Origin of the sequence: Calorimonas adulescens (assembly GCF_008274215.1) — a bacterium.
In the GTDB taxonomy this organism is placed as follows: domain Bacteria; phylum Bacillota; class Thermoanaerobacteria; order Thermoanaerobacterales; family UBA4877; genus Calorimonas; species Calorimonas adulescens.
This window is the reverse complement of record NZ_VTPS01000014.1, coordinates 1-24,400: the sequence shown is the minus strand read 5'-3', so window position 1 is coordinate 24,400 and position 24,400 is coordinate 1. Positions and strand designations below refer to the sequence as shown.

Annotated in this window: 19 protein-coding genes and 1 riboswitch; of the genes, 15 read left to right on the top strand and 4 right to left on the bottom strand. The window is 42.5% G+C overall.

What is annotated here, in order from left to right:
- The first annotated feature begins 182 nt into the window (after positions 1 to 182).
- Entirely contained in the window at positions 183 to 1,070 is an 888-nt protein-coding gene (locus tag FWJ32_RS09395; protein WP_149545703.1) for a CPBP family intramembrane glutamic endopeptidase, read from the top strand.
- Here FWJ32_RS09395 and murC read toward each other — a convergent pair.
- Positions 1,005 to 2,423 carry a UDP-N-acetylmuramate--L-alanine ligase gene (gene murC, locus FWJ32_RS09390; protein WP_149545702.1) on the bottom strand — a complete coding sequence of 473 codons (1,419 nt, stop codon included), beginning with the start codon at positions 2,421 to 2,423 and terminating at the stop codon, positions 1,005 to 1,007. The two genes, FWJ32_RS09395 and murC, sit on opposite strands and share 66 nt — an antisense overlap.
- Before the next feature lie 145 nt (positions 2,424 to 2,568).
- On the opposite strand from murC, the gene purR reads away from it, so the two are divergent.
- From purR to FWJ32_RS09360, 6 genes are all read left to right on the top strand, one after another.
- Positions 2,569 to 3,390 (top strand): pur operon repressor, encoded by an 822-nt coding sequence (gene purR, locus FWJ32_RS09385; protein ID WP_149545701.1) that lies wholly within the window; start codon positions 2,569 to 2,571, stop codon positions 3,388 to 3,390.
- A 106-nt stretch (positions 3,391 to 3,496) separates the two neighbouring features.
- Complete coding sequence (spoVG, locus tag FWJ32_RS09380; RefSeq protein WP_149545700.1) at positions 3,497 to 3,775, top strand: septation regulator SpoVG; 279 nt, start codon at positions 3,497 to 3,499, stop codon at positions 3,773 to 3,775.
- Between the two features lie 130 nt (positions 3,776 to 3,905).
- On the top strand, positions 3,906 to 5,267 hold the full coding sequence (glmU, locus tag FWJ32_RS09375) for a bifunctional UDP-N-acetylglucosamine diphosphorylase/glucosamine-1-phosphate N-acetyltransferase GlmU (protein ID WP_149545699.1): 1,362 nt from the start codon (positions 3,906 to 3,908) through the stop codon (positions 5,265 to 5,267).
- 11 nt (positions 5,268 to 5,278) lie between these two features.
- On the top strand, positions 5,279 to 6,229 hold the full coding sequence (locus FWJ32_RS09370; RefSeq protein ID WP_420837948.1) for a ribose-phosphate diphosphokinase: 951 nt from the start codon (positions 5,279 to 5,281) through the stop codon (positions 6,227 to 6,229).
- Between the two features lie 180 nt (positions 6,230 to 6,409).
- Entirely contained in the window at positions 6,410 to 7,081 is a 672-nt protein-coding gene (locus FWJ32_RS09365) for a response regulator transcription factor (RefSeq protein ID WP_149545697.1), read from the top strand.
- The gene (locus tag FWJ32_RS09360) at positions 7,078 to 8,484 is read left to right on the top strand and encodes a sensor histidine kinase (protein ID WP_149545696.1); all 1,407 of its coding nucleotides are present in this window, start codon (positions 7,078 to 7,080) and stop codon (positions 8,482 to 8,484) included. Before FWJ32_RS09365 ends, FWJ32_RS09360 begins: the two co-directional genes overlap by 4 nt.
- A gap of 113 nt (positions 8,485 to 8,597) precedes the next feature.
- Here FWJ32_RS09360 and FWJ32_RS09355 read toward each other — a convergent pair whose 3' ends face one another.
- Entirely contained in the window at positions 8,598 to 9,731 is a 1,134-nt protein-coding gene (locus FWJ32_RS09355; protein ID WP_149545695.1) for an aldo/keto reductase, read from the bottom strand.
- A 340-nt stretch (positions 9,732 to 10,071) separates the two neighbouring features.
- Between FWJ32_RS09355 and FWJ32_RS09350 the strand changes: the two genes are divergently transcribed.
- Complete coding sequence (locus tag FWJ32_RS09350) at positions 10,072 to 11,244, top strand: S1C family serine protease (RefSeq protein WP_238988846.1); 1,173 nt, start codon at positions 10,072 to 10,074, stop codon at positions 11,242 to 11,244.
- A 165-nt stretch (positions 11,245 to 11,409) separates the two neighbouring features.
- On the opposite strand, the gene FWJ32_RS09345 is transcribed toward FWJ32_RS09350, so the two are convergent.
- Positions 11,410 to 11,943: a folate family ECF transporter S component gene (locus FWJ32_RS09345; protein WP_149545693.1), complete on the bottom strand. Its 534-nt coding sequence runs from the start codon at positions 11,941 to 11,943 to the stop codon at positions 11,410 to 11,412.
- Between the two features lie 73 nt (positions 11,944 to 12,016).
- Positions 12,017 to 12,112: riboswitch (THF riboswitch) on the bottom strand.
- A gap of 66 nt (positions 12,113 to 12,178) precedes the next feature.
- Positions 12,179 to 13,300 (bottom strand): helix-turn-helix domain-containing protein, encoded by a 1,122-nt coding sequence (locus tag FWJ32_RS09340; protein WP_149545692.1) that lies wholly within the window; start codon positions 13,298 to 13,300, stop codon positions 12,179 to 12,181.
- A gap of 182 nt (positions 13,301 to 13,482) precedes the next feature.
- Between FWJ32_RS09340 and FWJ32_RS13345 the strand changes: the two genes are divergently transcribed.
- The 7 genes from FWJ32_RS13345 to FWJ32_RS09310 all read left to right on the top strand — a co-directional run bounded on the left by FWJ32_RS13345 (position 13,483) and on the right by FWJ32_RS09310 (position 24,160).
- A complete protein-coding gene (locus FWJ32_RS13345) occupies positions 13,483 to 13,620 on the top strand; it encodes a hypothetical protein (RefSeq protein ID WP_162523586.1) in 138 nt (45 codons plus the stop codon).
- A 407-nt stretch (positions 13,621 to 14,027) separates the two neighbouring features.
- A complete protein-coding gene (gene pth, locus FWJ32_RS09335) occupies positions 14,028 to 14,582 on the top strand; it encodes an aminoacyl-tRNA hydrolase (RefSeq protein ID WP_149545691.1) in 555 nt (184 codons plus the stop codon).
- A 12-nt stretch (positions 14,583 to 14,594) separates the two neighbouring features.
- Positions 14,595 to 18,098: a transcription-repair coupling factor gene (mfd, locus tag FWJ32_RS09330; RefSeq protein ID WP_149545690.1), complete on the top strand. Its 3,504-nt coding sequence runs from the start codon at positions 14,595 to 14,597 to the stop codon at positions 18,096 to 18,098.
- A gap of 40 nt (positions 18,099 to 18,138) precedes the next feature.
- Positions 18,139 to 19,116, top strand: a complete 978-nt coding sequence (locus FWJ32_RS09325) for a peptidyl-prolyl cis-trans isomerase (RefSeq protein ID WP_149545689.1) — start codon at positions 18,139 to 18,141, stop codon at positions 19,114 to 19,116.
- Positions 19,117 to 19,155: 39 nt separating this feature from the next.
- Positions 19,156 to 21,120 carry a sigma 54-interacting transcriptional regulator gene (locus FWJ32_RS09320; RefSeq protein WP_162523585.1) on the top strand — a complete coding sequence of 655 codons (1,965 nt, stop codon included), beginning with the start codon at positions 19,156 to 19,158 and terminating at the stop codon, positions 21,118 to 21,120.
- A 207-nt stretch (positions 21,121 to 21,327) separates the two neighbouring features.
- The gene (iadA, locus tag FWJ32_RS09315; RefSeq protein ID WP_149545687.1) at positions 21,328 to 22,491 is read left to right on the top strand and encodes a beta-aspartyl-peptidase; all 1,164 of its coding nucleotides are present in this window, start codon (positions 21,328 to 21,330) and stop codon (positions 22,489 to 22,491) included.
- Between the two features lie 25 nt (positions 22,492 to 22,516).
- Positions 22,517 to 24,160, top strand: coding sequence for a peptide ABC transporter substrate-binding protein (locus FWJ32_RS09310; RefSeq protein ID WP_149545686.1), 1,644 nt, complete (start codon positions 22,517 to 22,519; stop codon positions 24,158 to 24,160).
- The last annotated feature ends 240 nt before the right edge of the window (positions 24,161 to 24,400 follow it).

The following is a 24,400-nucleotide window of genomic DNA, read 5'->3' as shown; positions in this document are numbered from 1 at the left end:
AGGAAAGATCTTGGTGCCTCCTGTCTGCTGCCCGGGAAAAATCGGACAGGGCAGATTTACTCATGGCTGTAAGGATAACGAAGGCAAAAAATATCTACATTGAGAGACCTCCTGAGGGCCTCTTTGCAGTTGTTTTCTGTTATAATTAAATAAAGCATACAGGTATAGAAAGGGATGGATACATGAGCATCAAGAAGGTAAATATTTTTTATTTGATTGTCCTTTTGCTCTTTATGACTGTGGGTTATCTGGTACAAAGCTGGAATCTGATGTATGGACTTATTATAACAGAGGTTGGACTGGTGCTTATCCCAAGTCTTGTCTTTCTATTTATATCCAATGCGAAACCTGCTGAATTTATTAGATTCAGAGGACTGAAGTTTTCTCTTGTTCCATATGTCGTAGGTATAATGATCTCGGGCTGGTTTATAGCCGAGTTTATTGGCATAGTAAGTACGTTCCTTTTATCCAAAATAATTAATATACCTCCACAGCCTCTGCCTCCTCCTAAAAGTGCGGTGGACCTGGTTGTAGGGCTTTTGATAGTGGCTGGCCTGGCCGCTTTCTGCGAGGAGATTCTCATGAGAGGTGTCATATTCAGGGTCTATGAAAGAAAGGGAGAGACTTTTGCCATAATAATGTCCGGCTTCTTGTTTGCCATATTGCATCTTAACCCCACCAATTTTTTTAGCATATGGTTTTTGGGGATTATCCTGGCATACATGGTATACAGGACTGACTCGATCTTTGCCGGAATGATAGCCCACTTTACCAATAATGGCCTGGCCCTCATCATCCTCTACCTTGTGACAACGATGCTCGGGGGAGAGTTACCTCCTGTGGAAGCCGGCCAGGCCGTAGTGACGCCAGAAGTGCTGCTGGCATGGGTGGTTATCGTCATCCCATTTATAATACTGTTTCTGTTTCTCCTCAGGGGTTTCAATAAGCGCACTGCAAACATTATGAGGGCAGATGTACAGATTGATGGAACTGCGGAGGAGTTATCAGACTACTGGCCCATAGCTCTTGCTGCTATTGTGTATGTTGTAAGATGCTCCTTTTTTGTTTAACAGCATATCACCCAATTTTGTAATATCACCGGCGCCTTGAGTGATTACCAGGTCACCCTCTTTTATATTATCCAGAAGATAAGAGGCTATATCCTCGAATTTCTTCATATATAAAGCATCAACCCCGTTAGCAGCCAACTTTTCTACCAGGTCTTGAGGTTTTACAAGGCCGTTATCCTTTTCTCTGGCAGCATATATGTCTGTGACTATGACATAATCAGCATCGTAAAAAGACTCAGCAAATTCATTTAACAGGGCATACGTCCTGGTATACGTATGTGGCTGGAATATGCACCATATCCGGTTGTGAGGATAATTTTTTGCTGTCTTTAGTGTTGCCTTTATCTCTGAGGGATGGTGCCCGTAGTCATCTATTACAGTGGCACCATCCACCCTGCCCTTTACCTCGAACCTCCTATGGGTCCCTGTAAACTCATCAATGTTTGCTTCAATGACCTCTATGGGGACTCCAACAGCAAAACACACCGCAGTTGCTGCCAGTGCATTGTATATGTTATGTTCGCCCGGAATGCTAAGTTTCATATGCCCTATTCTTTCGTCTTTATAGATCACATCAAAAGATGAACATCCGCTTTCATCAAAGGAGATATTATCCGCCTTCCAATCGTTTTTTGATTGCAATCCAAAGGTCAATGTATTACAATTGACATAAGATAATAGGGTAGAGGCTGCATTGTCACCACATACCACAAGATACCCATCGGGTGGCAGGAGTTTGGCAAACTCGATAAATGAGTGGATTATGGATTCAATATGCTTGAAGTAGTCCACATGGTCCCACTCTATATTTAGCACTACGCCTATATAAGGGTGGAATTTTAAAAAGCTATCCTGATACTCGCAAGATTCGGCCACCATGTAGGGGCTGTTTCCAACACGGACATTTCCGCCAAGAATATCAACTTCTCCCCCCACCAAGACGGTAGGGTCCAATCCTGCTCTTGTAAGGACCACAGATATGAGGGATGTGGTGGTCGTCTTTCCATGGCTTCCGGCTACAGCTATCGACCTGGGGTAATTGAGCATTATCTCACCAAGCAAGGTGGCCCGGTCTATAATTGGTATCCCAAGCTCTTTTGCTCTGACAAGTTCCGGGTTATCCTGCTTTACAGCTGCAGTGTACACTATCAGGTCGCTACCTGCTATATTTTCTGGCTGATGACCTATATGTACGGTAATGCCATGGCCAATCAGTTTTTCAGTAAGGTTTGAGGCCTTCAGGTCAGAACCTGATACCTTGTGGCCTTTTGACTTTAAAAGTATGGCCAGGCCGCTCATGCTGATGCCACCTATACCCACAAAATGTATATTCTTAAATTGGCTTAGTTCCATATTATCACTCCCAGAAGATTTATATGACTTCTATCATAATCTTTGCCATTTATTCTAACAGCTATTCTTGAATAAGGAAATACTACAAGATTATTATATTATAATGCAGGAAAATATGATAGTCTACATTGATTGGAGGGTGAAAATGAGCGAATATAAAAAAAGTGAGAGAGTAGCAGCTATTGTCAGGATGCTGACAGATAGCCCAAACAGGTTATTTAACCTTTCATATTTTATGGAAATGCTTAATGCGGCCAAATCTTCAATAAGCGAAGATTTAGATACAATAGATAATGTATTTAAAAACTTGGGTTTAGGGGAACTGGAGACCGTCACCGGGGCGGCGGGTGGCATACGGTATATCCCTCGAAAAGATAAAAGCAAATACAGAGAATTCATTGATGGATTATGTATAAATTTGTCAAAAGTGGAAAGAATAATACCTGGGGGTTTTCTATATACAGCAGATATCTTGTATACCCCCTCTATATGCTCTGAGATAGGTGAGGTGCTTGCTTCATGCTTTGCCAGCAAAAAGCCAGACTATATAGTGACAGTGGAGACAAAGGGGATACCACCTGCGTTTATGACTGCAAGAGCCCTTGGTGTGCCTCTTGTCATATGCAAACATGATAACAGGGTTACGGAGGGGTCCTCTGTCAGCATAAATTATATTTCCGGGTCGACGAAAAATATACGTACCATGTCCCTATCTAAAAGGTCCATGGAGCCCAACTCCAAAGTGGTAATCATAGATGACTTTATGAAAGGCGGCGGTACAGCCAGAGGCATGATGAATCTCATGAAGGAATTCAATGCGGAGGTTCTTGGCATAGGCGTGGTTATTGCGACAAGAGAGCCGAAGACAAAACTGGTGGATGACTATGTCTCTCTCATTGAACTGGTTGACATAGATGAGGAAAAAGGTACTGTAGAGCTTAAATGTGGCAACTGGGAGAGATTATAATTCAGAAAATTTTTAGCTTCTTGAAGGATTTATAGTATTTATATCGAATATATAACTATGAAACATATATATTACGATAAGATAACTGACGGAAGGTGGTGAACTCATGAAAGTCACTGACGTAAGGGTGAGGAAGGTTACCAACGAGGGAAGAATGAGGGCAGTAGTATCCGTTACCTTTGACAATGAATTTGTTGTACATGATATAAAGGTAATCGAAGGTAATAACGGCCTCTTTATTGCCATGCCCAGCAGAAAGACACCCGAGGGAGAGTATAAAGATATAGCTCACCCAATAAATTCAGAGACCAGAGCTAAGATACAGGATGCTATTCTTAGCGAGTTTGAAAAAGTGGCTTCTCAAGAGGTTCAAGAAGTCGAATAGCTATTATTATTTAGGAGCGGGGACAGAAGTCCTCGCTGTTTTAATTTTATCAATTAGACTTTGCAGATTTACACTATATATATTATAATATTTTTGGGTCTACTGTATACATAGATGAAGGGAGATTTTTATGAGAGATGTATATGCCCTTATCCTGGCAGCAGGTCAGGGTAAGAGGATGAAGTCAAAACATGCAAAAGTGATGCATGTTCTAAATGGAAAACCTATTATAGATTATTGTGTTGAGGCTGTTACGGGTATTACAAAAAATGTTGTTGTGGTGGTAGGCTCTAAGCGTCAGGAGATTATGGAATATTTAGGTGAAAGGGTAAGGTTTTGCATACAGGAAGAACAGCTTGGTTCAGGGCATGCTGCAAAGGTTTCCATGGATTTATTTCCTGATGAGGGTACAATCATGGTACTGCCGGGGGATGTCCCCCTTATAAAAAAAGAAACGCTGGCCTCACTGCTTGAGTATCATAGAGAGGGACACTATGCGGCTACGATCCTCTCCTGCATAATGGAGGACCCATCGGGGTATGGACGTATTGTGAGGGACAATGATGGGAATGTGCTTTCTATTGTGGAGGACAGGGATGCTTCTGAGGATATAAGGAAGATAAAGGAGATAAATTCAGCTGTCTATTGTTTTGAACTCAAATATCTTAAAAACGCTTTAGAAAAGATTAATAACCACAACGACCAGGGGGAATATTATCTTACAGATACCATTGCCATCATTAAAAATGAAAACGGCAGGATAGGAGCCCTTATGGGCAACGCAGACGAGCTTTCCGGTATAAATGACAGGGTACAGCTTGCAGAGATGGAAAAACGCATGAACGATGCCATATTAAAAAAATTGATGAGGGACGGGGTCACCATTATGGACCCTGATCATACCTATATCTCCGGGATGGCTAAAATAGGAAAGGATGTGGTCATATACCCAGGGACTGTAATAGAGGGATCATCTATCATAGGCGAGGACTGCGTTATAGGGCCATATACCAGGATCATCTCCAGCAGAATAGGTAAAGGGACAAACATAAGTTATTCAGTTGTAATAGAAAGTACCATAGGCGATAATACAAATGTTGGGCCATTTGCTTATCTGAGGCCAAATTCCAATATAGGGGACAGGGTAAAGATAGGAGACTTTGTGGAGGTAAAGAACTCCAATATAGGAGATGGTACCAAGGTCCCGCACCTGGCCTATGTGGGTGATGCTGATATTGGCTCTGGCGTGAACTTTAGCTGTGGGGCAATCACAGTTAATTATGATGGGAGGGTAAAACACAGGACAAGGGTTGCTGATAGAGCCTTTATAGGTTGCAATGTAAACCTTATTGCACCCGTAGAGATAGAAGAAGGCGCTTTCGTTGCTGCAGGTTCCACAATTACGGAGAAGGTGCCACAAAAGGCCCTTGGTATAGCAAGATGCAGGCAGACCAATATTGAGGGATGGGTCATCAAAAAATTTAAGGAATAGGGGGTTTAATCTTGCGCGGGGATGGAGTAATCAAGATATTTGCTGGAAACTCTAACAGAAAATTTGCCGAAGACGTGGCAAAACTGCTGGGGCTTCCATTAGGCGCTGCGGAGGTATCCACATTCAGTGATGGTGAGATAAGTGTAAAGATAGATGAGAGTGTCAGAGGGGCCGATGTCTTTGTAATACAGTCCACCTGTGATCCGGTCAACAATAACCTCATGGAGCTTCTTATAATGGTGGATGCATTCAAGAGGGCTTCAGCAGGAAGCATAACAGCAGTTATACCCTATTACGGCTATGCGAGGCAGGACAGAAAAGCGAGGGCGAGAGATCCAATAACGGCAAAACTGGTTGCCAATCTTCTTACAGTGTCCGGTATAGACAGGGCGTTGACCATGGATCTGCATGCCGGACAGATACAGGGCTATTTTGACATACCGGTAGACCATCTTACCGGGATACCAACCCTGGCACAGTACTACATAGATAAGGGTTTCTGTTCCAAGGATATTGTGGTGGTATCCCCGGACCATGGAAGCGTGGGCAGGGCCAGAAACTTTGCAGAAAAGCTCAACGCACCCCTGGCTATAATAGACAAACGTCGTCCCAGGGCCAATGTGGCCGAGGTTATGAATATAATAGGTGATGTCAAGGGGAAGATAGCCATACTGGTAGATGACCTTATAGACACCGGGGGCACAATAACTCTTGGAGCACAGGCCCTTATAGATGAAGGGGCAAAAGAGGTATATGCATGTTGTACTCATGCGGTATTGTCTGGCCCGGCTATAAAAAAATTGGATGAATCACCTATAAAGGAAATACTAATTACAGACACCATACCTCTTACGGAGGACAAGCTTATACCCAAGATAGAGGTTGTCAGCGTGGCTCCGCTGTTTTCAGAGGCCATAAGAAGGATATATGAGCACATGTCAGTAAGCACATTATTTGACTAAAGTATATAAGGCGGCAAAATGCCGCCTTTTTGAATAGACATTTCTTTATCAAAATATATATGGCAAGGATATTCCTGACGTACTTTATAGGATTATCACAAGGAATACAATTTTGCATAGAACGGTGGTATAATTATAATATTTAAATCAGGGAAAAGATTGATAGCAGGGGGAAATATTATGAGGATTATGGTGGTAGACGACGATAAGAATATATTGGAATTGGTCTCCATATACCTGGAGAAGGAGGGATTCGAGATAATTAAGGAGGTGGATGGCGCTGAGGCATTAAGGGATTTTAAAGCTGCCGCACCTGACTTAATCGTACTGGACCTGATGCTGCCAGGTCTTGACGGCATGTCCTTCTGCAGGGAGGTGAGGAGTATATCCGATGTCCCCATAATCATGCTGACCGCTAAAGGAGAGACGTTTGATAAGATTACAGGTCTTGAGAGTGGTGCTGATGACTACATAGTGAAGCCTTTTGAACCCAAGGAACTGGTGGCCAGGGTGAAGGCGGTCCTCAGGAGATATGAGCCCAAGGACAGTGAAGAGGTGGTGTCATACCCTGGTATTATGGTGAACAAAACCCAGTACAGATTGTTGGTGGATGGTGAAGAGGTTAAGGTTGCTCCAAAAGAACTGGAACTGTTATATTTCCTTGCGACACACCCCAATCAGGTATTTACAAGAGAGCAGCTTCTGGATACTGTTTGGGGCTATGGGTTTTATGGGGATTCCAGAACGGTGGATGTTCATGTGAAAAGGCTTAGAGAAAAGATACCGGATACGAAAGTATATGCCCTGAAGACTGTATGGGGTGTGGGGTACAAGTTTGAGGTGAAGCCATGAGGAGAGGCAGGCTGTTTTATCAGTTACTAAGTACCTATATGGTTATACTCCTCCTTACTATAACCATATTGGCAGCCATGTTTTATCAACTTTTACAGAATTATTTCTATAATCAGACTGAGACCATGCTCCTGGACAGGGCAAGGGAAATAAACATAATTTTAAATGATTACAGCAAGCATATAATAGACAGTGAAACCCTTACCTATGAGCTTCAAACCATAGACCGTTCAACAAATGCCAGGATATGGGTTGTTGACTCCAGAGGGGTAATCTTCACAGAAACGGGGCCTATTGGAGAAAGGTTTGGAGGCATAAGGCTTACAGAGGATGAAATAAAAAATGTGCTGAAGGGTCAGACCGTTGTTAAAAAGGGGTATTTTGGCGGCAGGTTTCCAACTCCTATGCTTACAGTGGGCATACCTATAACTACGGAGGAAAAGATAACGGGGGCCATATTTATGCATGCCCCAATATATGAGATAAATCGTACTATGATGGGTGCTTTTCACTTGGCTATAATTTCTGCAATCATTTCTGTATTTATTGCTGGTTTACCAATATATTATGCCTCAAGCAGGATGTCAGTACCGTTAGTGGAGATGAGCAAGGCTGTATCGAGAATATCCTCAGGTGACTTTGATGTGGAGCTTAATGAAAATAGGGATGATGAAATAGGGGAGCTGGCACATGCGTTTAACCTTATGGCCAGAGATTTGAGGAACCTGGAGGAGATGAGGAGGAGCTTTGTGGCAAACGTCTCTCATGAACTGCGGTCTCCACTGACATCAATAAGGGGTTATATAACAGGTATACTCGATGGCACTATAGAGGAAAAAGACAGGGAAAAGTATTTAAATATTGTGCTTCAGGAGTCTAAGAGGCTGACGACATTGATAAATGACCTCCTTGACCTTACCCAGATACAGTCAGGGCAGATACCTTTAAATCTATCGGAGTTTGATATAAATGAGGTTGTGAGAATTACAGTGATTAAATTAGAGTATAGGCTCAATGAAAAGAATGTAGATTTTGTTCCTGAATTTGAAAATGATAGCCTAAAGGTATGTGCAGATAGGAACAGGATTGAGCAGGTTGTATATAACCTTATGGATAATGCCATAAAATATTCTAAGGAAGGCGGCACTGTATGGATAAAGACATTTAAGAGAGACGGCAAGGCCTATGTATCGGTTAAGGATAATGGGGTTGGCATAAAGGAAGAAGACCTTCCCTATATATTTGAAAGGTTTTATAAGGGGGACAAGGCCCGTACTGACACATCAAGTGGACTGGGCCTGTCCATAGTTAAGTCTATAATAGACCAGCACGGCGAGACTATAGAAGTGAGGAGCAAGGTGGGTGAAGGTACAGAATTTGTCTTTACACTTAAAGCAGCATAATTGCTACTTTAAGACATCAGGATACAACCCCTTAGATATGTTTTAAAGTTTAACTTGACGTTACAATCTGAAATGAGAAGGAGCAAAATGTAAAACTCCTTCTCATTTTTTCATTATGCCATCTCAAAATAATCTGCAACTTCTTTAAGATAATCAATTATTGTAAGATGCTGTGGACATGCGCTCTCACAGGTACCACATTCAATACAGAAACTTGCTTTTGCATCATTTAAGTTTTCATAATTCTTGCGGTTGGCTTCATAAGTGTTATGCATATGAGCCTCATTGTAAAGTTCAAAGTTTCTCGGTATATTTACTCCATTTGGACAGGGCATACAGTAGTTACACCCTGTGCAAGCAATTGGGGAAAGCTCTTTGTATTTGTCTCTAACTCTATTTACAATCTCAAGTTCCTCTTCTGTAAGGGTATTTACTCCTGACCTTTTTGCATTTTCTATATTTTCTTTTAGCTGTTCAAAGGTGCTCATACCACTTAATACAACAGAAACTTCTGGCTGATTCCACAGCCATTGAAGCGCCCATTCTGCAGGAGTGCGTTTTACTTTTGCGGAATTCCATATATCCATCACAGCTTTTGGAGGATTAGCAAGTCTACCTCCCCTTATAGGCTCCATTATGACAACCCCTAAACCTTTTGAGGCAGCATATCTTAGTCCCTTTTCTCCTGCCTGTATATCTATGTCCATATAGTTATATTGTATTTGACAGAAATCCCATTTGTCATAATAGTCTATAATTTCTTTGAATACGAGATACTTATCGTGAAAAGAAAATCCTATGTATCTTATTTTTCCCTCTTGCTTTTTCTTCTCTGCCCAGCTTAAGGCATCAACTCTTTTCATGTTCTCCCATCTGCTTTTATCTAAAGAATGTAAGAGATAAAAATCAATATGGTCTGTCTGAAGCTTTTTAAGCTGCTCATTTAAATATTTGTCCAAGTCTTCTTCCGCATTTATTAACCAGGTAGGAAGTTTTGTCGCAAGAAAAGTCTTTTCTCTATAGCCATCTTTTAAAGCTTTACCTGCCACTATTTCACTGTTGCCTCCATGATACGGCCATGCTGTATCAATATAATTCACACCATTATCAATGGCATACCTTATCATCCTTATCGCTTCAGCCTCATCTATTTTGCTGTTATCATTATCAATTACAGGAAGCCTCATTAAACCAAATCCCAAAGCAGATAGTGCTACATTTAGTTTGCCAAGCTGTCTGTATTGCATAACAACCTCTCTCCTTTATTAAGTGTTTTAATTTATTATATCACAGTTAACTTTGTAAACAAAAACCATTTTGCATTCTACTTGTTTAATGAAACAAATTGATAAAGTCACATATGCCAATCATGTATGGGTACCTCTTAAAGCAGTTCAATCTTGACGATAAAACAGTTTTATCAATGGGGTAGGGTTTGCCACCTCCTTTTTGTTACATTTATTTAACACTTTGTTAACAACTTCTTAAAAATTAACTGTTACAATAATAATTGAAGCGTAGGTCAACACTATGCTATCCCCCTGGGGGCTTTGCCCCCCTCCTTTTAAAAACTCTGGAGGTGATATTATGGACAATAATGATGATATATTCAAGGTTGTAGATAATGAGGTGAAGAGAAAAGACAGGTTTCCCTGGACAGTCATCATAGTAGTTGCCATAGTGTCCGCAATGCTGGGCGGCCTTATAGTTACCTATGCAGTGCCCAGGAATTATGACTCTGCTGTGGCTGCCACCGATGTCACTATACCGGAAGACTCTGTTTCTGACCTTATATCCAGTGTGGCTGAGAAGGTAAGTCCGGCCGTGGTCAGTGTAAGCAATATGGCATTGGTGAACAGCAATTTTCAAATAAAATATGTAGAACAAGGAAGTGGCACTGGTGTCATATTTGATAAGAATGGCTATATAGTCACAAACAACCATGTTGTAGAAGGGGCTAAGAGGATTGAGGTGGGCCTTACCAATGGCAAGAAGGTTGTGGCGAAGTTGATAGGTACTGACTCCAAGACGGATCTTGCGGTTTTGAAAATAGATGAGACAAACCTTCCTGTAGCTACATTTGGTGATTCAGATAAAATTAAAGTAGGTCAATTGGCCATAGCCATAGGTAATCCTCTGGGTGAACAGTATGCAGGTACAGTGACGGCAGGGATAATAAGCGGCATAAACAGGGTTTTGAATGTGGGCGATACCAAGCTCAAGCTTATACAGACAGATGCTGCTATAAACCCAGGTAACAGCGGCGGCCCTTTAGTAAACAGCAAGGGTGAGGTTATAGGTATAACAAGTGTAAAACTGGTATCGACTGGTGGGAGCAGTAATCCTTTTGATATCTTTGGATTTGGTACGCCCTCAGGCAATCCGGTAGAGGGTATGGGGTTTGCAATACCCATAAACGACGCTAAACCAATAATAAACCAGCTTATCAAAAATGGATACGTAGAGAGGCCATTAATGGGTGTGGCAGTGCAGGAGATAAGCTCTGACGATGCCAAAATATACAACCTGCCTGTGGGGCTATATGTAGCGCAGGTACAGCCCGGTGGGCCTGCTGAGACTGCTGGTATAATGCCGGGTGATGTGATAACGGCTGTAGATGGTAAGAATGTGACGACCCTGGATGAACTTCAGCAAATTATATACCAGCATAAGGTTGGCGATACCATAACAGTAACCGTGGTAAGAAATGGTAAAAGCATGAACATGAAGGTTAAACTGGCATCCTCAATAGGAAGTTAATTTTAGAAGCATCTCTTTAAGGCAGTGCTCAGATCGATGACAAACCCCACTTTTTATACACATAAAAAGTGGGGTTGCTTTGCGTTTGGATATGATTTATAATCTGCTAAACATCGGATAAAAGTCATGAAAAAGGGGAGGCTACTTGCCCTTATATAATTTTGCCTATCTTGTTTTAAGACCTGGTATATATCTTACCAGCGAGTATATAAGATAGGAATTTACCGGTATCATGATCATCCTGGCTGTTATCCTTGCAGGGAGGAGCACCGATATGGCTCTGTGATACATGATGACAAGCCAGGTGGTATCCAAAAAGAGCGATGTTATTATGTCTGAGATTGCTACGGCAATGATGATTTTTGTAAATTGATAGCTCTTATTTCTGTCGATAAGTCCCAGGAATATCGCAGGCAATGCACCTGATAAAGCTGCTGTTAATGTGAAACCGGGAAAGAATGGCCCGTTTGGAAAGAGCATATACCCTATGACATCTGATGCGGCTCCTACAAGGGCACCAAGGCCAGGCCCCAGGACAATGCCGGATAGAATTATAGGTATTCCGCCGAAACCTATCCTCACTCCCTGTATACCAGCTACAGTTATCATAAAGCTCATGGTCCTTGTAAGGACAATGCTCAAGGCTATAAATAACCCGGCATAGGTAATGCCCTTTGCCGAGAGAGCACTTCGGTTCATTCTGACACCTCCTTTCTCTTTAGCTGTAGGCAATTTTCGTTGCCACACTAAAGAGAAAGGAGTCTCTTAATGTGGCAGCGGAATGCGGCATCAACACCGCAGGGCGAAACCTTTCGTTCAGGAGCAACATCCCATCTCCTGACACTTGACGCGTGATGCCTACTCTGCCTCTTTTTTAATTATACCAGAATACAGCTACAGTTTCTATAATTGATTATATATTAACAATTATGACTCAGCGACTTCTCTTGTCTGCCGTTTCTATCTCTCTTATCAGCATCTTTATCTTTTCTTCTTCCTGACAGTCTTGATGGTTTAATACCTCCAGTGCAGTCTTTGCATAACCCAATGCCTCGTTTGGACGATTGAGTTTCAGATATATCCTGGCTATGCTGTTCAGGTTGTAAGCCATAAAGGTATTATTGTTCAATTTTTTATAGAACTCATAACTGCGCCTGTAATATTTCAATGCCCTATCCATATCGCCCATCAGATAATAGGTCTCGGCAAGGTGGTTGTAGACCAGGGCCAGGCCTCCCCTATCCTCAAAAATGAGACATCCTCTCAGGAATTTATGGAAATAATTGATAGCCTCTAGATGGCTTCCCGTATACATGTCTGCAAGGCCTATAAGATCAAAGGCATCTATTTTCCTATATGAGTAATTAATTTGATTGCAAATTTCTACATATTTAAGCGCGTAAAATTTAGCTGCATAGTAATTTTTCACAGCGAGCAGGGAAGATGCAAAATCAAATAAGGCGTTTGGAGTTATCATAAAAAACTCATTTTCAAATGAATAGGGGTCATTGATTAATTTTTTAAAAAGCAAAGAGGCTTTTCCTAAATTGCCGGCATACCAGTATGACTTGGCGAGATAAAATATCTTTATCTTCTGCACCATGCTGTCATTACTGCCTACTACATGATTCAACCTTTCAATGGCCTTATCGTACTTTTTTAGATTAAATAAAATAACGCCGGCCAACAGGTAGATAAAATCAGTGGTATACGACTGTGCATATGATGTTGCCTCCTCAATTAGGCTCTCTATATACTTTTCAGCCAGGTTGTAGTCTGATGAGATATAACTTATCAGAGTGCTTACAAATAGGTCAAGAAGGTTGTTGCCTTCACAATGAGAGGGTCCTGTCTCAAAATTAAAAAGCTGACTCAGAGTGATGTTGAGACGTTGAGCAATTATCTCAAGCTTTTCTATAGACGGATTAACCTCTCCTTTTTCCAGCTTGCTTATGTATCCCGAAGAAAGACCCTCGCTTATATCCTTCTGCGTGAGCCCATTCTCTTCACGGATACGCTTGACCCTTTCACCCAAAATTTTCTTATTTATAGTCAATCCCCCCTTTGGATAAATTATACAATAAATATGAATATAAAAAAAGATGAGCGCGATTCAAGTTTTCAAGTCATAGGGCTGAGTCACATTCAAATTATTATTATTAATCAAAATTTTATAAAAAAGCATTGACAAATATACACTTGTGATATATTATGAGTTCAAGAAGGGAAGGTGATAATATGGGGAAAAAAGGTATTACGGGTTTGATTGTCCTAACACTTCTTGTCGGCGCAGGATTTTTTCTCAATTTGTTGCCTTTAAGTAATTTGCTGGCAGATGTTATTATAATAATCCGCAGTGCGGGTATGCTGGCATAACATGCCAAAAATAGAGGGCAGGTAACCTGTTCTCTTTTTTTTTGTAATCAAGCAACTTGACTTATCTGAAAAATTATGTATGCATAGTACATAGGGATGACAACGCAAAAATCTTTATTTGCGCTATCAGTTATTTTTACGTCTCCATCTTTGACCATTATCATAGATAAGAGCTGCCACTCCCAAGCTGTAAAGACACCTATCCAGATTATGTTTGGTGACACCTCCCTTTGAATTACCGTACAGGTAAAGGAAGTCATGAAGGAGAATTCAACTATTGATATCAGGATAAATAAAAACTTTTTTTGTTATGGTTATGTGTGACTGCATCTTGTTAAAATGGAGAGATAAACTGTGATTAAATATCTTGACTTCTGGTGTATAATTATATATACGGAGGTGGATTGATGAGAGTCGTTGTAGGGATAGGAAACCCCGGCAGAGAGTATGCAATGACAAGGCATAATACAGGCTTTATGGTTGTAGATGAACTGGTCAATAGATATAATGCTGGTTTTAGGGAAAAGTTTAAGGGACTTATCGGCGAAGCCGTTATAGGCAGTGAAAAGGTTTTGCTGGTAAAGCCTGTGACATATGTAAACAGTTCAGGACACTGTGTACTTGATATATTGAACTTTTATAAGCTTACTCCTCAGGACCTTATTGTGGTCTACGATGATATAAACCTGCCGTTGGGCAAGGTGCGCATAAGAAGGAAGGGCAGTGATGGGGGACATAATGGAATGAAGTCCATAATATATAATATAAAAAGTGAGGAATTTCAACGGGTAAGAGTTGGAATTGGTTCTCCAGAGACGGATTTGGTATCCCATGTGCTGGGCAGGTTTACTGAAGAAGAATTGGCAGTGATGAGGGTGAGCATAAAAAAAGCGGCAGATGCCATAGAGTGTATAATAAAAGAGGGTATTGATACGGCCATGAACCGATACAATCCAGATTAGCGGGGTGGTAATTTGGCATTTAATCCATTTTTGCGGTTGTCTTCCTACGAGAGGTTAAGGGATGCCATCAAATCAGGGGAAAGCCCTATAGCTGTTTCAGGCCTTACCCCTGCACAGACCGTGCCATTGATAGCTGCTTTAAATAATGAATACAAAAGGCAGGTCCTTGTAGTAACTGAGAATGAGAACGAAATGAGAAAAATCTATGAGGATCTCCTTTTTTATTTAAAAAACACGGTATACATGTTTCCAAAAAGAGATCTTATTTTTTACTCCGTGGTGGCCAGCAGTATGGACATAACAGCAAAGAGGCTGGAGACTTTAAGCCACATCGTAAAAGGGGAAGATGTGGTGCTGTGTACATCTATTGAGTCACTGCTGCAAAGGATAATGCCTCCGGAAGTGTTTTTGAAGTCTGTAATGCATATTTCTGTTGGCGATTCCATGGATATGTATGAGCTGATTGATCGGCTTGTATACCTCGGGTATGAGAGGGAGTCTCTGGTGGAAGGGAGAGGGCAGTTTGCTGTAAGGGGTGACATAATAGACATTTTTCCGATGGATACTAAAGAGGCAGTGAGGATAGAGTTTTTCGATGTTGAGGTGGACTCCATAAGGTACTTTGACCCTCTTACCCAGAGGTCTACTGATGAGATGAGAGAGGTGTACTTAACACCGGCTAGGGAGATAATAGCCGGGCCTGAGGATTTTAAGAGGGCTTATAAAGAGATGTCATATGACCTTTCCTCACAGATGGGAAGACTGAAGCTTCCCAATGTACAGGATAGGCTTAGGAAGAAGATAGAGGAGAGGCTTATAAACTTCAACCTGGGCACCTATTTTGAGGGTATGGAGCAGTACATGCCTTACTTTTACAGTGAATTTTATAGCCTTGTGGATTATTTGTCCGATGATGCCATTGTAATCCTTATAGAACCCTCCAGACTGTCTGAAAAGGCGGAGCTGGAGCATAGAGGTTTTGGCGAGACATTGACCGAGCTTTTGGGAAAGGGTGAGGTACTCCCAGGCCAGGCCAACCTGATGATGACGATGAATGGAATCCTATCTTCTGCAGAAAAGAGGATACTTATAACATCATCAGTTTTCCGCAGAAGTTCTGTAATAAAACCAGAGGTTAATGTAGACTTTATTGTAAAGGGTATGCACCCATTTCACGGCAGGCCTGAACTTATCAGGGATGAGGTTATGGGGTGGAGGAAAAAGGCATATACGGTAGTATTGCTCTCGGGTAATAGCGACAGGGGACACGCACTTACAAAGAGCCTTAATGAATTTGGCATCTTTTCCTATTATGCTGAAGATATGGATGGCATAGTGGCAAATGAGATAAACATTGTGCCCGGAAGTGTTTCAGAGGGGTTTGAGATACCTGGGGCAGGCTTTGCTCTGGTATCAGACGTAGAGCTTTTTGGGGTGGCCAGGCAGAGGGTCTTGCCCTCAAGGAGGCAGCAGAGCAGGAAACTGGAACTTTCAGATTTAAAGCCGGGGGACTATGTGGTGCATGAAAATCATGGTATAGGCAGGTTCCTTGGGATAGTTACAATGAAGGTGGACGGTGTGACGAGGGACTATCTGAACCTGGAGTATGCGGGGTCGGATAAACTGTATGTACCTGTTGAACAGATGGACCTGGTGCAGAAATATGTGGGTGAGGAGGGCAGGGCTCCCAAGGTAAACAGACTGAGTGGCGGAGAATGGCAGAAGACGCGGGACAGGGCCAAAAAAGGCATTGAGGAGATGGCAAAGGAACTTGTCGAGCTGTATGCAGTGCGCCAGACTATAGAAGGTTATGCCTTTTCCAAAGATACACCGTGGCAGAAGGAGTTTGAAGAGAGGTTTCCCTATGAGGAGACGCCTGACCAACTGCGCTCAATAGAAGAGGTAAAGGCTGACATGGAAAAGCCACGTCCCATGGATAGGCTCCTCTGTGGTGATGTGGGCTACGGAAAGACAGAGGTGGCGATAAGGGCGGCCTTCAAGGCGGTGATGGATGGAAAACAGGTGGCGTACCTGTGTCCTACCACCATCTTAGCTGAACAGCAGTACAACAACTTTGTGGAGAGGTTTAAAGACTTTCCTGTCTCTATCGATATGCTCAGCAGATTCCGGACGCCAGAACAGCAGAAAGAGACATTGGAAAGGTTAAGGACTGGAGATGTGGACATCGTCATAGGTACCCACAGGCTTTTACAGAAGGATATAAGGTTTAAAGACCTGGGGCTTCTCATTATAGATGAAGAGCAGAGGTTTGGGGTAAAACATAAGGAGCTTCTTAAGAAGATAGCCAAAAATGTGGATGTGCTTACCCTGTCTGCCACGCCCATACCGAGGACGATGCACATGTCTTTGATTGGCCTTAGGGATATGAGTATAATTGAGACCCCTCCAGAGGAACGGTATCCCGTGCAGACGTACGTGCTGGAGTATAATGATGAGGTGGTCAGAGATGCCATATTAAAGGAGATTGGGAGGGGAGGACAGGTATACTTTCTATACAACAGGGTTTATGACATAGCCAAAATGGCAGAGCGGCTCAGAAACCTCGTGCCGGAGGCCAGGGTATGTGTGGCCCATGGAAAGATGTCTGAGAGGGAACTGGAGAAAGTGATGAAGGCCTTTTATAACAGGGAGTACGACGTTCTGGTCTGTACCACTATTATTGAGACGGGACTTGACATACAGAATGTAAATACAATTATCATAAAGGATGCAGACAGGATGGGCCTGGCCCAACTCTACCAGTTGAGAGGCAGGGTAGGCCGTTCCAACAGGTTGGCCTATGCCTATTTTACTTATGATAAGGATAAGGTGCTTTCAGAAGAGGCTGAGAAAAGGCTCAAGGCCATAAGAGAGTTTACAGAGTTTGGATCAGGATTTAAATTGGCCATGAGGGACTTAGAGATAAGGGGTGCGGGAAACCTGTTGGGGCCTGAGCAGCATGGGCATATGATGGCTGTTGGTTATGACCTGTACTTTAAGATGATGGAAGAGGCCATAAGGAAACTCAAGGGAGAAAAGGTAGGCAGAGAGGTGGATACTACTATAGATCTTGATGTAAATGCCTATATAGACGATGAATATATAGGAGAGGAGGCACTCCGTATAGAGATGTATAAAAAGATGGCATCTATAGAGTCCCCAGAGGATGTGATAGATATACAGGAGGAGCTTATAGACAGGTTTGGGGATATACCTGGACCCGTTTTAAACCTCATAAAAATTGCATATATGAAGTCTATTGCCAGGCTACTTAAGATACCATCCATAGAACAGAAAGGCGACAGCATCATAGTGAGGATTTCGGAGGAAAAAGGGTCAGATATTGAGTATATAAGCAAGGTGATGGCGAAATGCATGGACGTTCTTTATTCAGCTACGGAACCCCCATATTTTACCTTGAAATTAAAAAGCAGGCGTGAAGATGAGGTTTTGAGCAGACTGGAGGATTTCTTAAAGGTATTAAAAGAAATAGAGGATTTGAAGGTTGCAGTGTGATGGTGTATAATAGAGTCATTACTAATGGGGAGTGGTGGGATTGAAAAAAAAGATACTTTTATTAGGTCTTGTGTTTGTCTTGGTTATGGGGTTGGCTGCATGCTCCAGCAAGCCGCAGGACAAGGTTGTTGCAACAGTAAATGGAGAGGATATAAAGAAGTCTGCCTTTGATGAGACACTTAATAACTATAAGAAGTCCTATGAGGCACAACCCAATGTGGATGAGAAATATTGGGAGACAGAGTCTCAGGGCAAGAAGATGATAGATATATTAAAAGAGAATGTCTTAGATGAGATGATATATGAGACAATATTAAACCAGCAAGCCAAGAAGAATAATATAGATGTCAATTCCAAGGAATTTCAGGATGAGCTGAAGTCCCACATCGATTCAGTTAAAAGTGCCTTTGGTGGTGATGAAAAGTTCAAGGAATACCTGGACAGCCAGAAGGTATCTGAAGAGTTTTATACGAGCCTGATGCGGGTACAGCTCCTTCAGTACAAGCTGTGGGAAAAGACCACAGCAGACGTCAAGGTGACCGATGAAGAGGTAAGACAGTATTTCAACCAGCACCAGGCGGATTACAAGACCCAGCCCGACACGGTGACTGCTGCCCATATACTCATAACAGATAAGGCAAAAGCGGAAGAGGTGCTTAAAAAGGCAAAAGCTGGGGAGGACTTTGCCGCTCTGGCCAAACAGTATTCGGAAGACGAGGCTACAAAGGATAATGGAGGAAGCCTTGGGGAGTTTACCTATTACGAACAGCCCACAGAGATAAGCATAGCTGCTTTTGCTTTGCAGCCTGGCGAGATATCCAGCCTCATAAAGGCAAACGATGGTTATCATATTATAAAGGTTTCTGATAAAAAGGTATATCCGGTAAAGCCATTTGACGAGGTAAAGGCTGAGATTAAAGACCTTGTGCTTTCCAATAAAAGGGATGAAAAGTTCAGCCAGTTGATTGAGGATTGGAAGACCAGTGCTGATATAAAGAAGTATCCTGAGAATATGTAGGCTACCATAATGGTAGCCTTTCTAAACAAGGAGGTTTTTATGGGGGTTACTGTGTTAAGCCAGGGGGAAAACACATTGAAAATACTGATAAGGCAGCTAAGGGATTTTATTGGAGATTCCATCGAGATAAAGGGCTTATCAGTAGAGGGGGGCATACCTGATTCATTGTGTGACGACCTTATACTTATAAGTAGCGATGCTGTTTATAATGCTGTTATAGGTCATATAGAGGAAGGTACCCCCATTATTGTGGCAAGGAGATCGATAAACTACAAGGAGCTAAGCAGGCTCTTTGCCGTACCACCTGGAAGCAGAGTACTTTTGGTCAATGACCTTGAGGCGTCAACAATGGAGACCATAGAGCTATTAAAAAATTTGGGTTTTGATTACCTTAGTTTTATACCATACTGGCCAGGCCGTCAAATAAGCGAGGGCTTTGACTATGTGGTGACACCTGGTGAACCGCAGCTTGTACCCGAGGGTATAAGGTCCTTTATAGATATAGGTGTAAGGACGCTTGACATATCCACCATATATGAATTGCTTCAGCGCTTTAACCTTTTAAATATAAAGAGCAATATGGTTTCCGTAAAATATATAAAGGATATAGTGGAGATAACAAGAGAGGCTACCTATAACTCGCTGCAGCTGGAGGCTGTCTTAAATACGATTGATGAAGGCATAATGGTGACAGGTAATAATGGCTATATAGAGTTATTAAACCCTGTGGCGAAGAGGTTTATTGGAGATATAGATCTTAAGAGTATGCCTCTACAAACAATAATGGCGAGATTGGGCATTAGAGGTGGTTTGCTTGACGGAGGGGTGTATAACTTTAATGGCAGGGAGGTCGTGATAAGCTCAAAGCGTTTGGGGGAAATGACCCTGTATGCCTTAAAGGATGTGTCAGAGATAAGGGAAATGGAGAGGAAGCTGCGCCTGAAGCTTGCAGAACACGGCAATATAGCTAAGTATACGGTACGTGATATAGTTACCGAGAGCAGGAGTATGACAAATACAGTAAAGTTGGCGGAGAAAATAGCTAAGAGTGACTCCACTGTATTGATCCTGGGGGAGTCGGGCACAGGCAAAGAACTTGTGGCCCAGGCAATACACAATATGTCAGAGAGGAAAAATATGCCCTTTGTAGCTGTTAATTTTGCCTCCATACCTTCAAATCTTCTGGAAAGTGAACTTTTTGGGTATGAGGAGGGTGCCTTCACAGGAGCTAAGAGGGGAGGGAAAATAGGCCTTTTTGAAGAAGCTCATGGCGGCACAATTTTCCTGGATGAAATAGGAGATGCACCGCTGGAACTGCAGGCAAGACTGCTGCGTGTACTCCAGGAAAAACAGATACGGAGGGTGGGAGGCTTAAAGGTCATACCCATCGATGTAAGGGTGATAGCAGCCACCAACAGGGAACTTGTAAAGCTGATAGAGGCAGGAAAGTTCAGGGAGGACCTTTATTACAGGTTGAATGTTCTCCTTATCAGGATACCCCCATTGAGGGAAAGAGTTGAAGATATTTTCCCGTTAATAAGACATTTCATGATAAAACGTGGCAGGCATCTCAGGATCAGCAGAGAGGCCATGAAACTTATTGAAGAATATCCATGGCCGGGTAATGTCAGGGAACTGGAGAACGTGGTAGAGTATCTCTGTACAGTAAAAGAGGATGACCTTGTTGAGATAGACGACCTGCCGCAATATATGCGTCCGGTTCATACAGAGAAGACGGAAATTGACAGGATATTGAGCAGAGAAGATATCTATACGGATTCTATCCGTGTCTTGAACCTTCTAAGAGAAAAGCCAATGGGCAGGCGGACCCTGTTTAAAGAACTATCGGACAGCGGGGTCTACATAAGCGAATACAGGTTAAGACATATAATGAAGAGACTTAGAGACCTGGGCCTTATAGAAATAAAGAGGGGCATAGAGGGTACAGAGATAACTGAAAAGGGAATAAAATATTTGACTGACAACAGTAATGGGATGAAATAAATATGATTTCACCCCATTACTTTGCCGGATTTAAGGCGGTTTGGTTTGGCATGAAATTTGCTTATAGTGATAGGTAGCTTAGAAAGGGGGGGGTACTGCTGTTGACATAGTCTGACGATATTGTAAAACTTGCAGGTACAGGTGCTTTTATAGCTTTATCTTTAGCATTTCACCAGGAGAATTCTGGCATAGAAAGGGCGCATAATTATGTTCAAACTGCTAAAGAATGCCCATGTTTTTGCCCCGGAAGATTTAGGTATTAGAGATATACTCATAGCAGGTGAGAGGATAGCTTTGGTGGAAAAAGATATAAACATTACAGGGCTGGAGATTGAAGAATATAACTTGAACGGTAAGACGGCCCTGCCTGGGTTCATAGATCAGCATGTGCATATAATAGGGGGAGGCGGAGAGGCAGGCTATGCATCCAGGACACCAGAGATAATGCTGTCCGATCTCACCACCTCCGGCATAACCACTGTGGCCGGGCTCCTGGGTACTGATGGGATTACAAGACATATGGAAAGCCTTCTGGCTAAGGCAAGGGGTCTTGAGTCAGAAGGGCTTACCTCATATATCTATACGGGATGCTATCAGGTACCTACATGCACAATAACGGGCAGTATCAGGAGTGATATCATCCTGATCGACAAAGTGATAGGGGCAGGTGAGATTGCCATATCCGATCATCGTTCCTCCCAACCTACTATAGAGGAGTTAAAACGGATTGCGGCAGAGGCCAGAGTAGGAGGTATGCTCTCAGGTAAGGCCGGCATAGTGCATTTGCATGTAGGCAGCGGTGAGAGGGCATTATCCATGCTGTTTGAGATAGTGGAGGATACAGAGATACCTGTAACGCAGTTTGTTCCAACTCATATGAACAGGAGCAGGACTCTGCTGGAGTGTGGTATAGGTTGGGGGAGGATTGGCGGATATATTGACATCACTTCAGGAGTATCACCAAAAACTGACGCAGACGGATCGGTAAAGCCGTCAGAAGCAGTGAGGACATATCTTGAGAACGGTATACCATTGGAGAATATCACTATGAGCTCTGACGGGAACGGAAGTATGCCTCTCTTCAATGAAAAGAGAGAGGTAAAAGGGCTCATGGTGGCGGACTGTCATACGCTCTATGAGGAGTTTATATGCATGGTGAGGGATGGCATGAATATGTCAGAAGCAGTCTCAATAATAACAGCCAATGTGGCGAAGAGGCTGAGGGTATACCCTGAAAAGGGGAGCATATCGGCAGGTTCTGATGCTGATATTGTAGTTTTGGATGACAGCATGGGTATTGAGATGGTATTTGCAAGAGGCAGGCTGATGGTGGAAAATGGCCAGGCCGTAGTTAAAGGTACATTTGAATAGATGGTAACAAGGAGGGGTAAATTTAATGAGGAGGATTTTTATATTTCTGATTGTAACAATTCTTTCCATAACCCTTGTGGCAGGATGTTCTGCAAACCAACAGGCACCTGAGAAAAAACCACAGGAGACTCAGCAGACGGAGCAGGTAAAGGATACGCTTGTATACAACCTTGGTGCAGAGCCACAGAGTGTGGATCCTGCATTTTGCAGCGAGATTCCCGGTGATCAGGTGATATATAACAACTTTGAGGCACTGGTAAGACATAATGAGAAAAATGTCATAGAACCTGCCATAGCTGAGAAATGGGATGTATCTCAAGATGGACTTATATGGACATTCCATATAAGGCAAAATGCAAAATGGTATGACGGCAAGCCGGTGACTGCTAATGACTTTGTGTATTCATGGAAGAGAACATTGGACCCCAGTGTGGGGGCACACTATGCGTATAACCTTTTCTATGTAAAGAATGCAGAAGAATACTATAACGGAAAAGCAAGCTGGGATGATGTGGGTATAAAAGCCTTAGATGACAAGACGCTGCAGGTCACCCTGAAGGCTCCTACTGCATATATACTCCAGATATTTTCGAGGCATGAGCTTGTACCTGTAAGACAGGATATGGTAGAGAAAGACCCTGAGGGATGGGCCATGCATCCTGAGACCTATATTGGCAATGGACCATTTCAGATGGTCAAATGGGTGCATAATGACACTATCGAATTTGTAAAAAATCCTAACTACTGGGATGCGCAAAATGTAAAACTCAATAAGCTGATTTTCACTGAAATAGCTGATGAAAACACTGCCCTTTCTGCCTTTGAGTCAGGTCAGGTAGACCTTATGGACAACCCACCGGCTCAAGAACTATCCAGGCTGAAGGATGAGGGCTATTTGATATCTGTACCTACCATTGGTACCTATTATTTGAGCTATAATGTAAACAAAAAACCCTTAGATGACCCGAGGGTGAGGGAAGCTCTGACGCTGGCTATTGACAGAAAGGCGATAGTGGAAAACATAACAAAGGGCGGCGAAGTTCCTGCCGGTGCATTTGTACCCTATGGCCTCCCTGATGTTGATCCATCTCAGGACTTCAGGAAAGTTGGCGGGGACTTCTATGATACAACAAAAGCCAACGTAGAAAAGGCAAGGGAGCTATTAAAGGAAGCGGGTTATCCGGATGGCAAGGGGTTCCCAAAGCTCACATATACATTTAACACCAGTGAAACGCACAAACAGATAGCTGAGGCTATACAGCAGATGTGGAAGCAAAACCTTGGTATAGATATTGAATTAAAACAGGAGGAATGGAATGTATTTCTTGACACGAGAAGGCAGGGAGATTTTGATATAGCCAGGGATGGATATATTGCCGATTATATAGATCCTCTTGGTATGCTTGAACTTCTGTCGACAGGAAGTGCGAACAATAATCCGCACTGGAGCAACAAGGAATACGATGATTATGTCAATATTGCCAGGACCCAGTCTGACGAGAAGGTCAGAATGGATGCCATGCACAAGGCTGATGCACTCCTTATGAAAGAATTTCCTGTAGGGCCTATATATTTCTACTCTGAAAATTTGGTTGTAAAGCCAGGACTGACGGGCTATATTGCCACCCCATTGGAGTTTAAATTTTTCAGGTATGCATACTGGAAGTGATGAAAGGGAGTGTCGCAAAACACTATTTAAGTGTTAGCGGCACTCCCCTTTTTTGGATAAAAAATAAAAAACAGCTTCAAAATTTTAAAGGGAACATGGGCTTTCCCCCCGGTTAGCTGTTTTTGGGTATACTTAAATAAGCCCCCTATGGTAGGGCTTTTTTTGAATATATTAGGCTGTTTTTAGCTCGTGAAGCGGTTTTCCGATGCGTTCATTTTGTATCTTTGCATGCAACTTGTT

What these genes read in the sequence shown, in the direction of transcription:
- FWJ32_RS09345 (WP_149545693.1), bottom strand. Translation starts at nt 11,943, where the DNA reads ATGAACCGAAGTGCTCTCTCGGCAAAGGGCATTACCTATGCCGGGTTA.
- iadA (WP_149545687.1), top strand. Translation starts at nt 21,328, where the DNA reads ATGTTCAAACTGCTAAAGAATGCCCATGTTTTTGCCCCGGAAGATTTA.
- FWJ32_RS09320 (WP_162523585.1), top strand. Translation starts at nt 19,156, where the DNA reads ATGGGGGTTACTGTGTTAAGCCAGGGGGAAAACACATTGAAAATACTG.
- FWJ32_RS09355 (WP_149545695.1), bottom strand. Translation starts at nt 9,731, where the DNA reads ATGCAATACAGACAGCTTGGCAAACTAAATGTAGCACTATCTGCTTTG.
- FWJ32_RS09365 (WP_149545697.1), top strand. Translation starts at nt 6,410, where the DNA reads ATGAGGATTATGGTGGTAGACGACGATAAGAATATATTGGAATTGGTC.
- purR (WP_149545701.1), top strand. Translation starts at nt 2,569, where the DNA reads ATGAGCGAATATAAAAAAAGTGAGAGAGTAGCAGCTATTGTCAGGATG.
- murC (WP_149545702.1), bottom strand. Translation starts at nt 2,423, where the DNA reads ATGGAACTAAGCCAATTTAAGAATATACATTTTGTGGGTATAGGTGGC.
- FWJ32_RS09360 (WP_149545696.1), top strand. Translation starts at nt 7,078, where the DNA reads ATGAGGAGAGGCAGGCTGTTTTATCAGTTACTAAGTACCTATATGGTT.
- glmU (WP_149545699.1), top strand. Translation starts at nt 3,906, where the DNA reads ATGAGAGATGTATATGCCCTTATCCTGGCAGCAGGTCAGGGTAAGAGG.
- pth (WP_149545691.1), top strand. Translation starts at nt 14,028, where the DNA reads ATGAGAGTCGTTGTAGGGATAGGAAACCCCGGCAGAGAGTATGCAATG.
- FWJ32_RS09395 (WP_149545703.1), top strand. Translation starts at nt 183, where the DNA reads ATGAGCATCAAGAAGGTAAATATTTTTTATTTGATTGTCCTTTTGCTC.
- FWJ32_RS13345 (WP_162523586.1), top strand. Translation starts at nt 13,483, where the DNA reads ATGGGGAAAAAAGGTATTACGGGTTTGATTGTCCTAACACTTCTTGTC.
- FWJ32_RS09350 (WP_238988846.1), top strand. Translation starts at nt 10,072, where the DNA reads ATGGACAATAATGATGATATATTCAAGGTTGTAGATAATGAGGTGAAG.
- spoVG (WP_149545700.1), top strand. Translation starts at nt 3,497, where the DNA reads ATGAAAGTCACTGACGTAAGGGTGAGGAAGGTTACCAACGAGGGAAGA.
- FWJ32_RS09310 (WP_149545686.1), top strand. Translation starts at nt 22,517, where the DNA reads ATGAGGAGGATTTTTATATTTCTGATTGTAACAATTCTTTCCATAACC.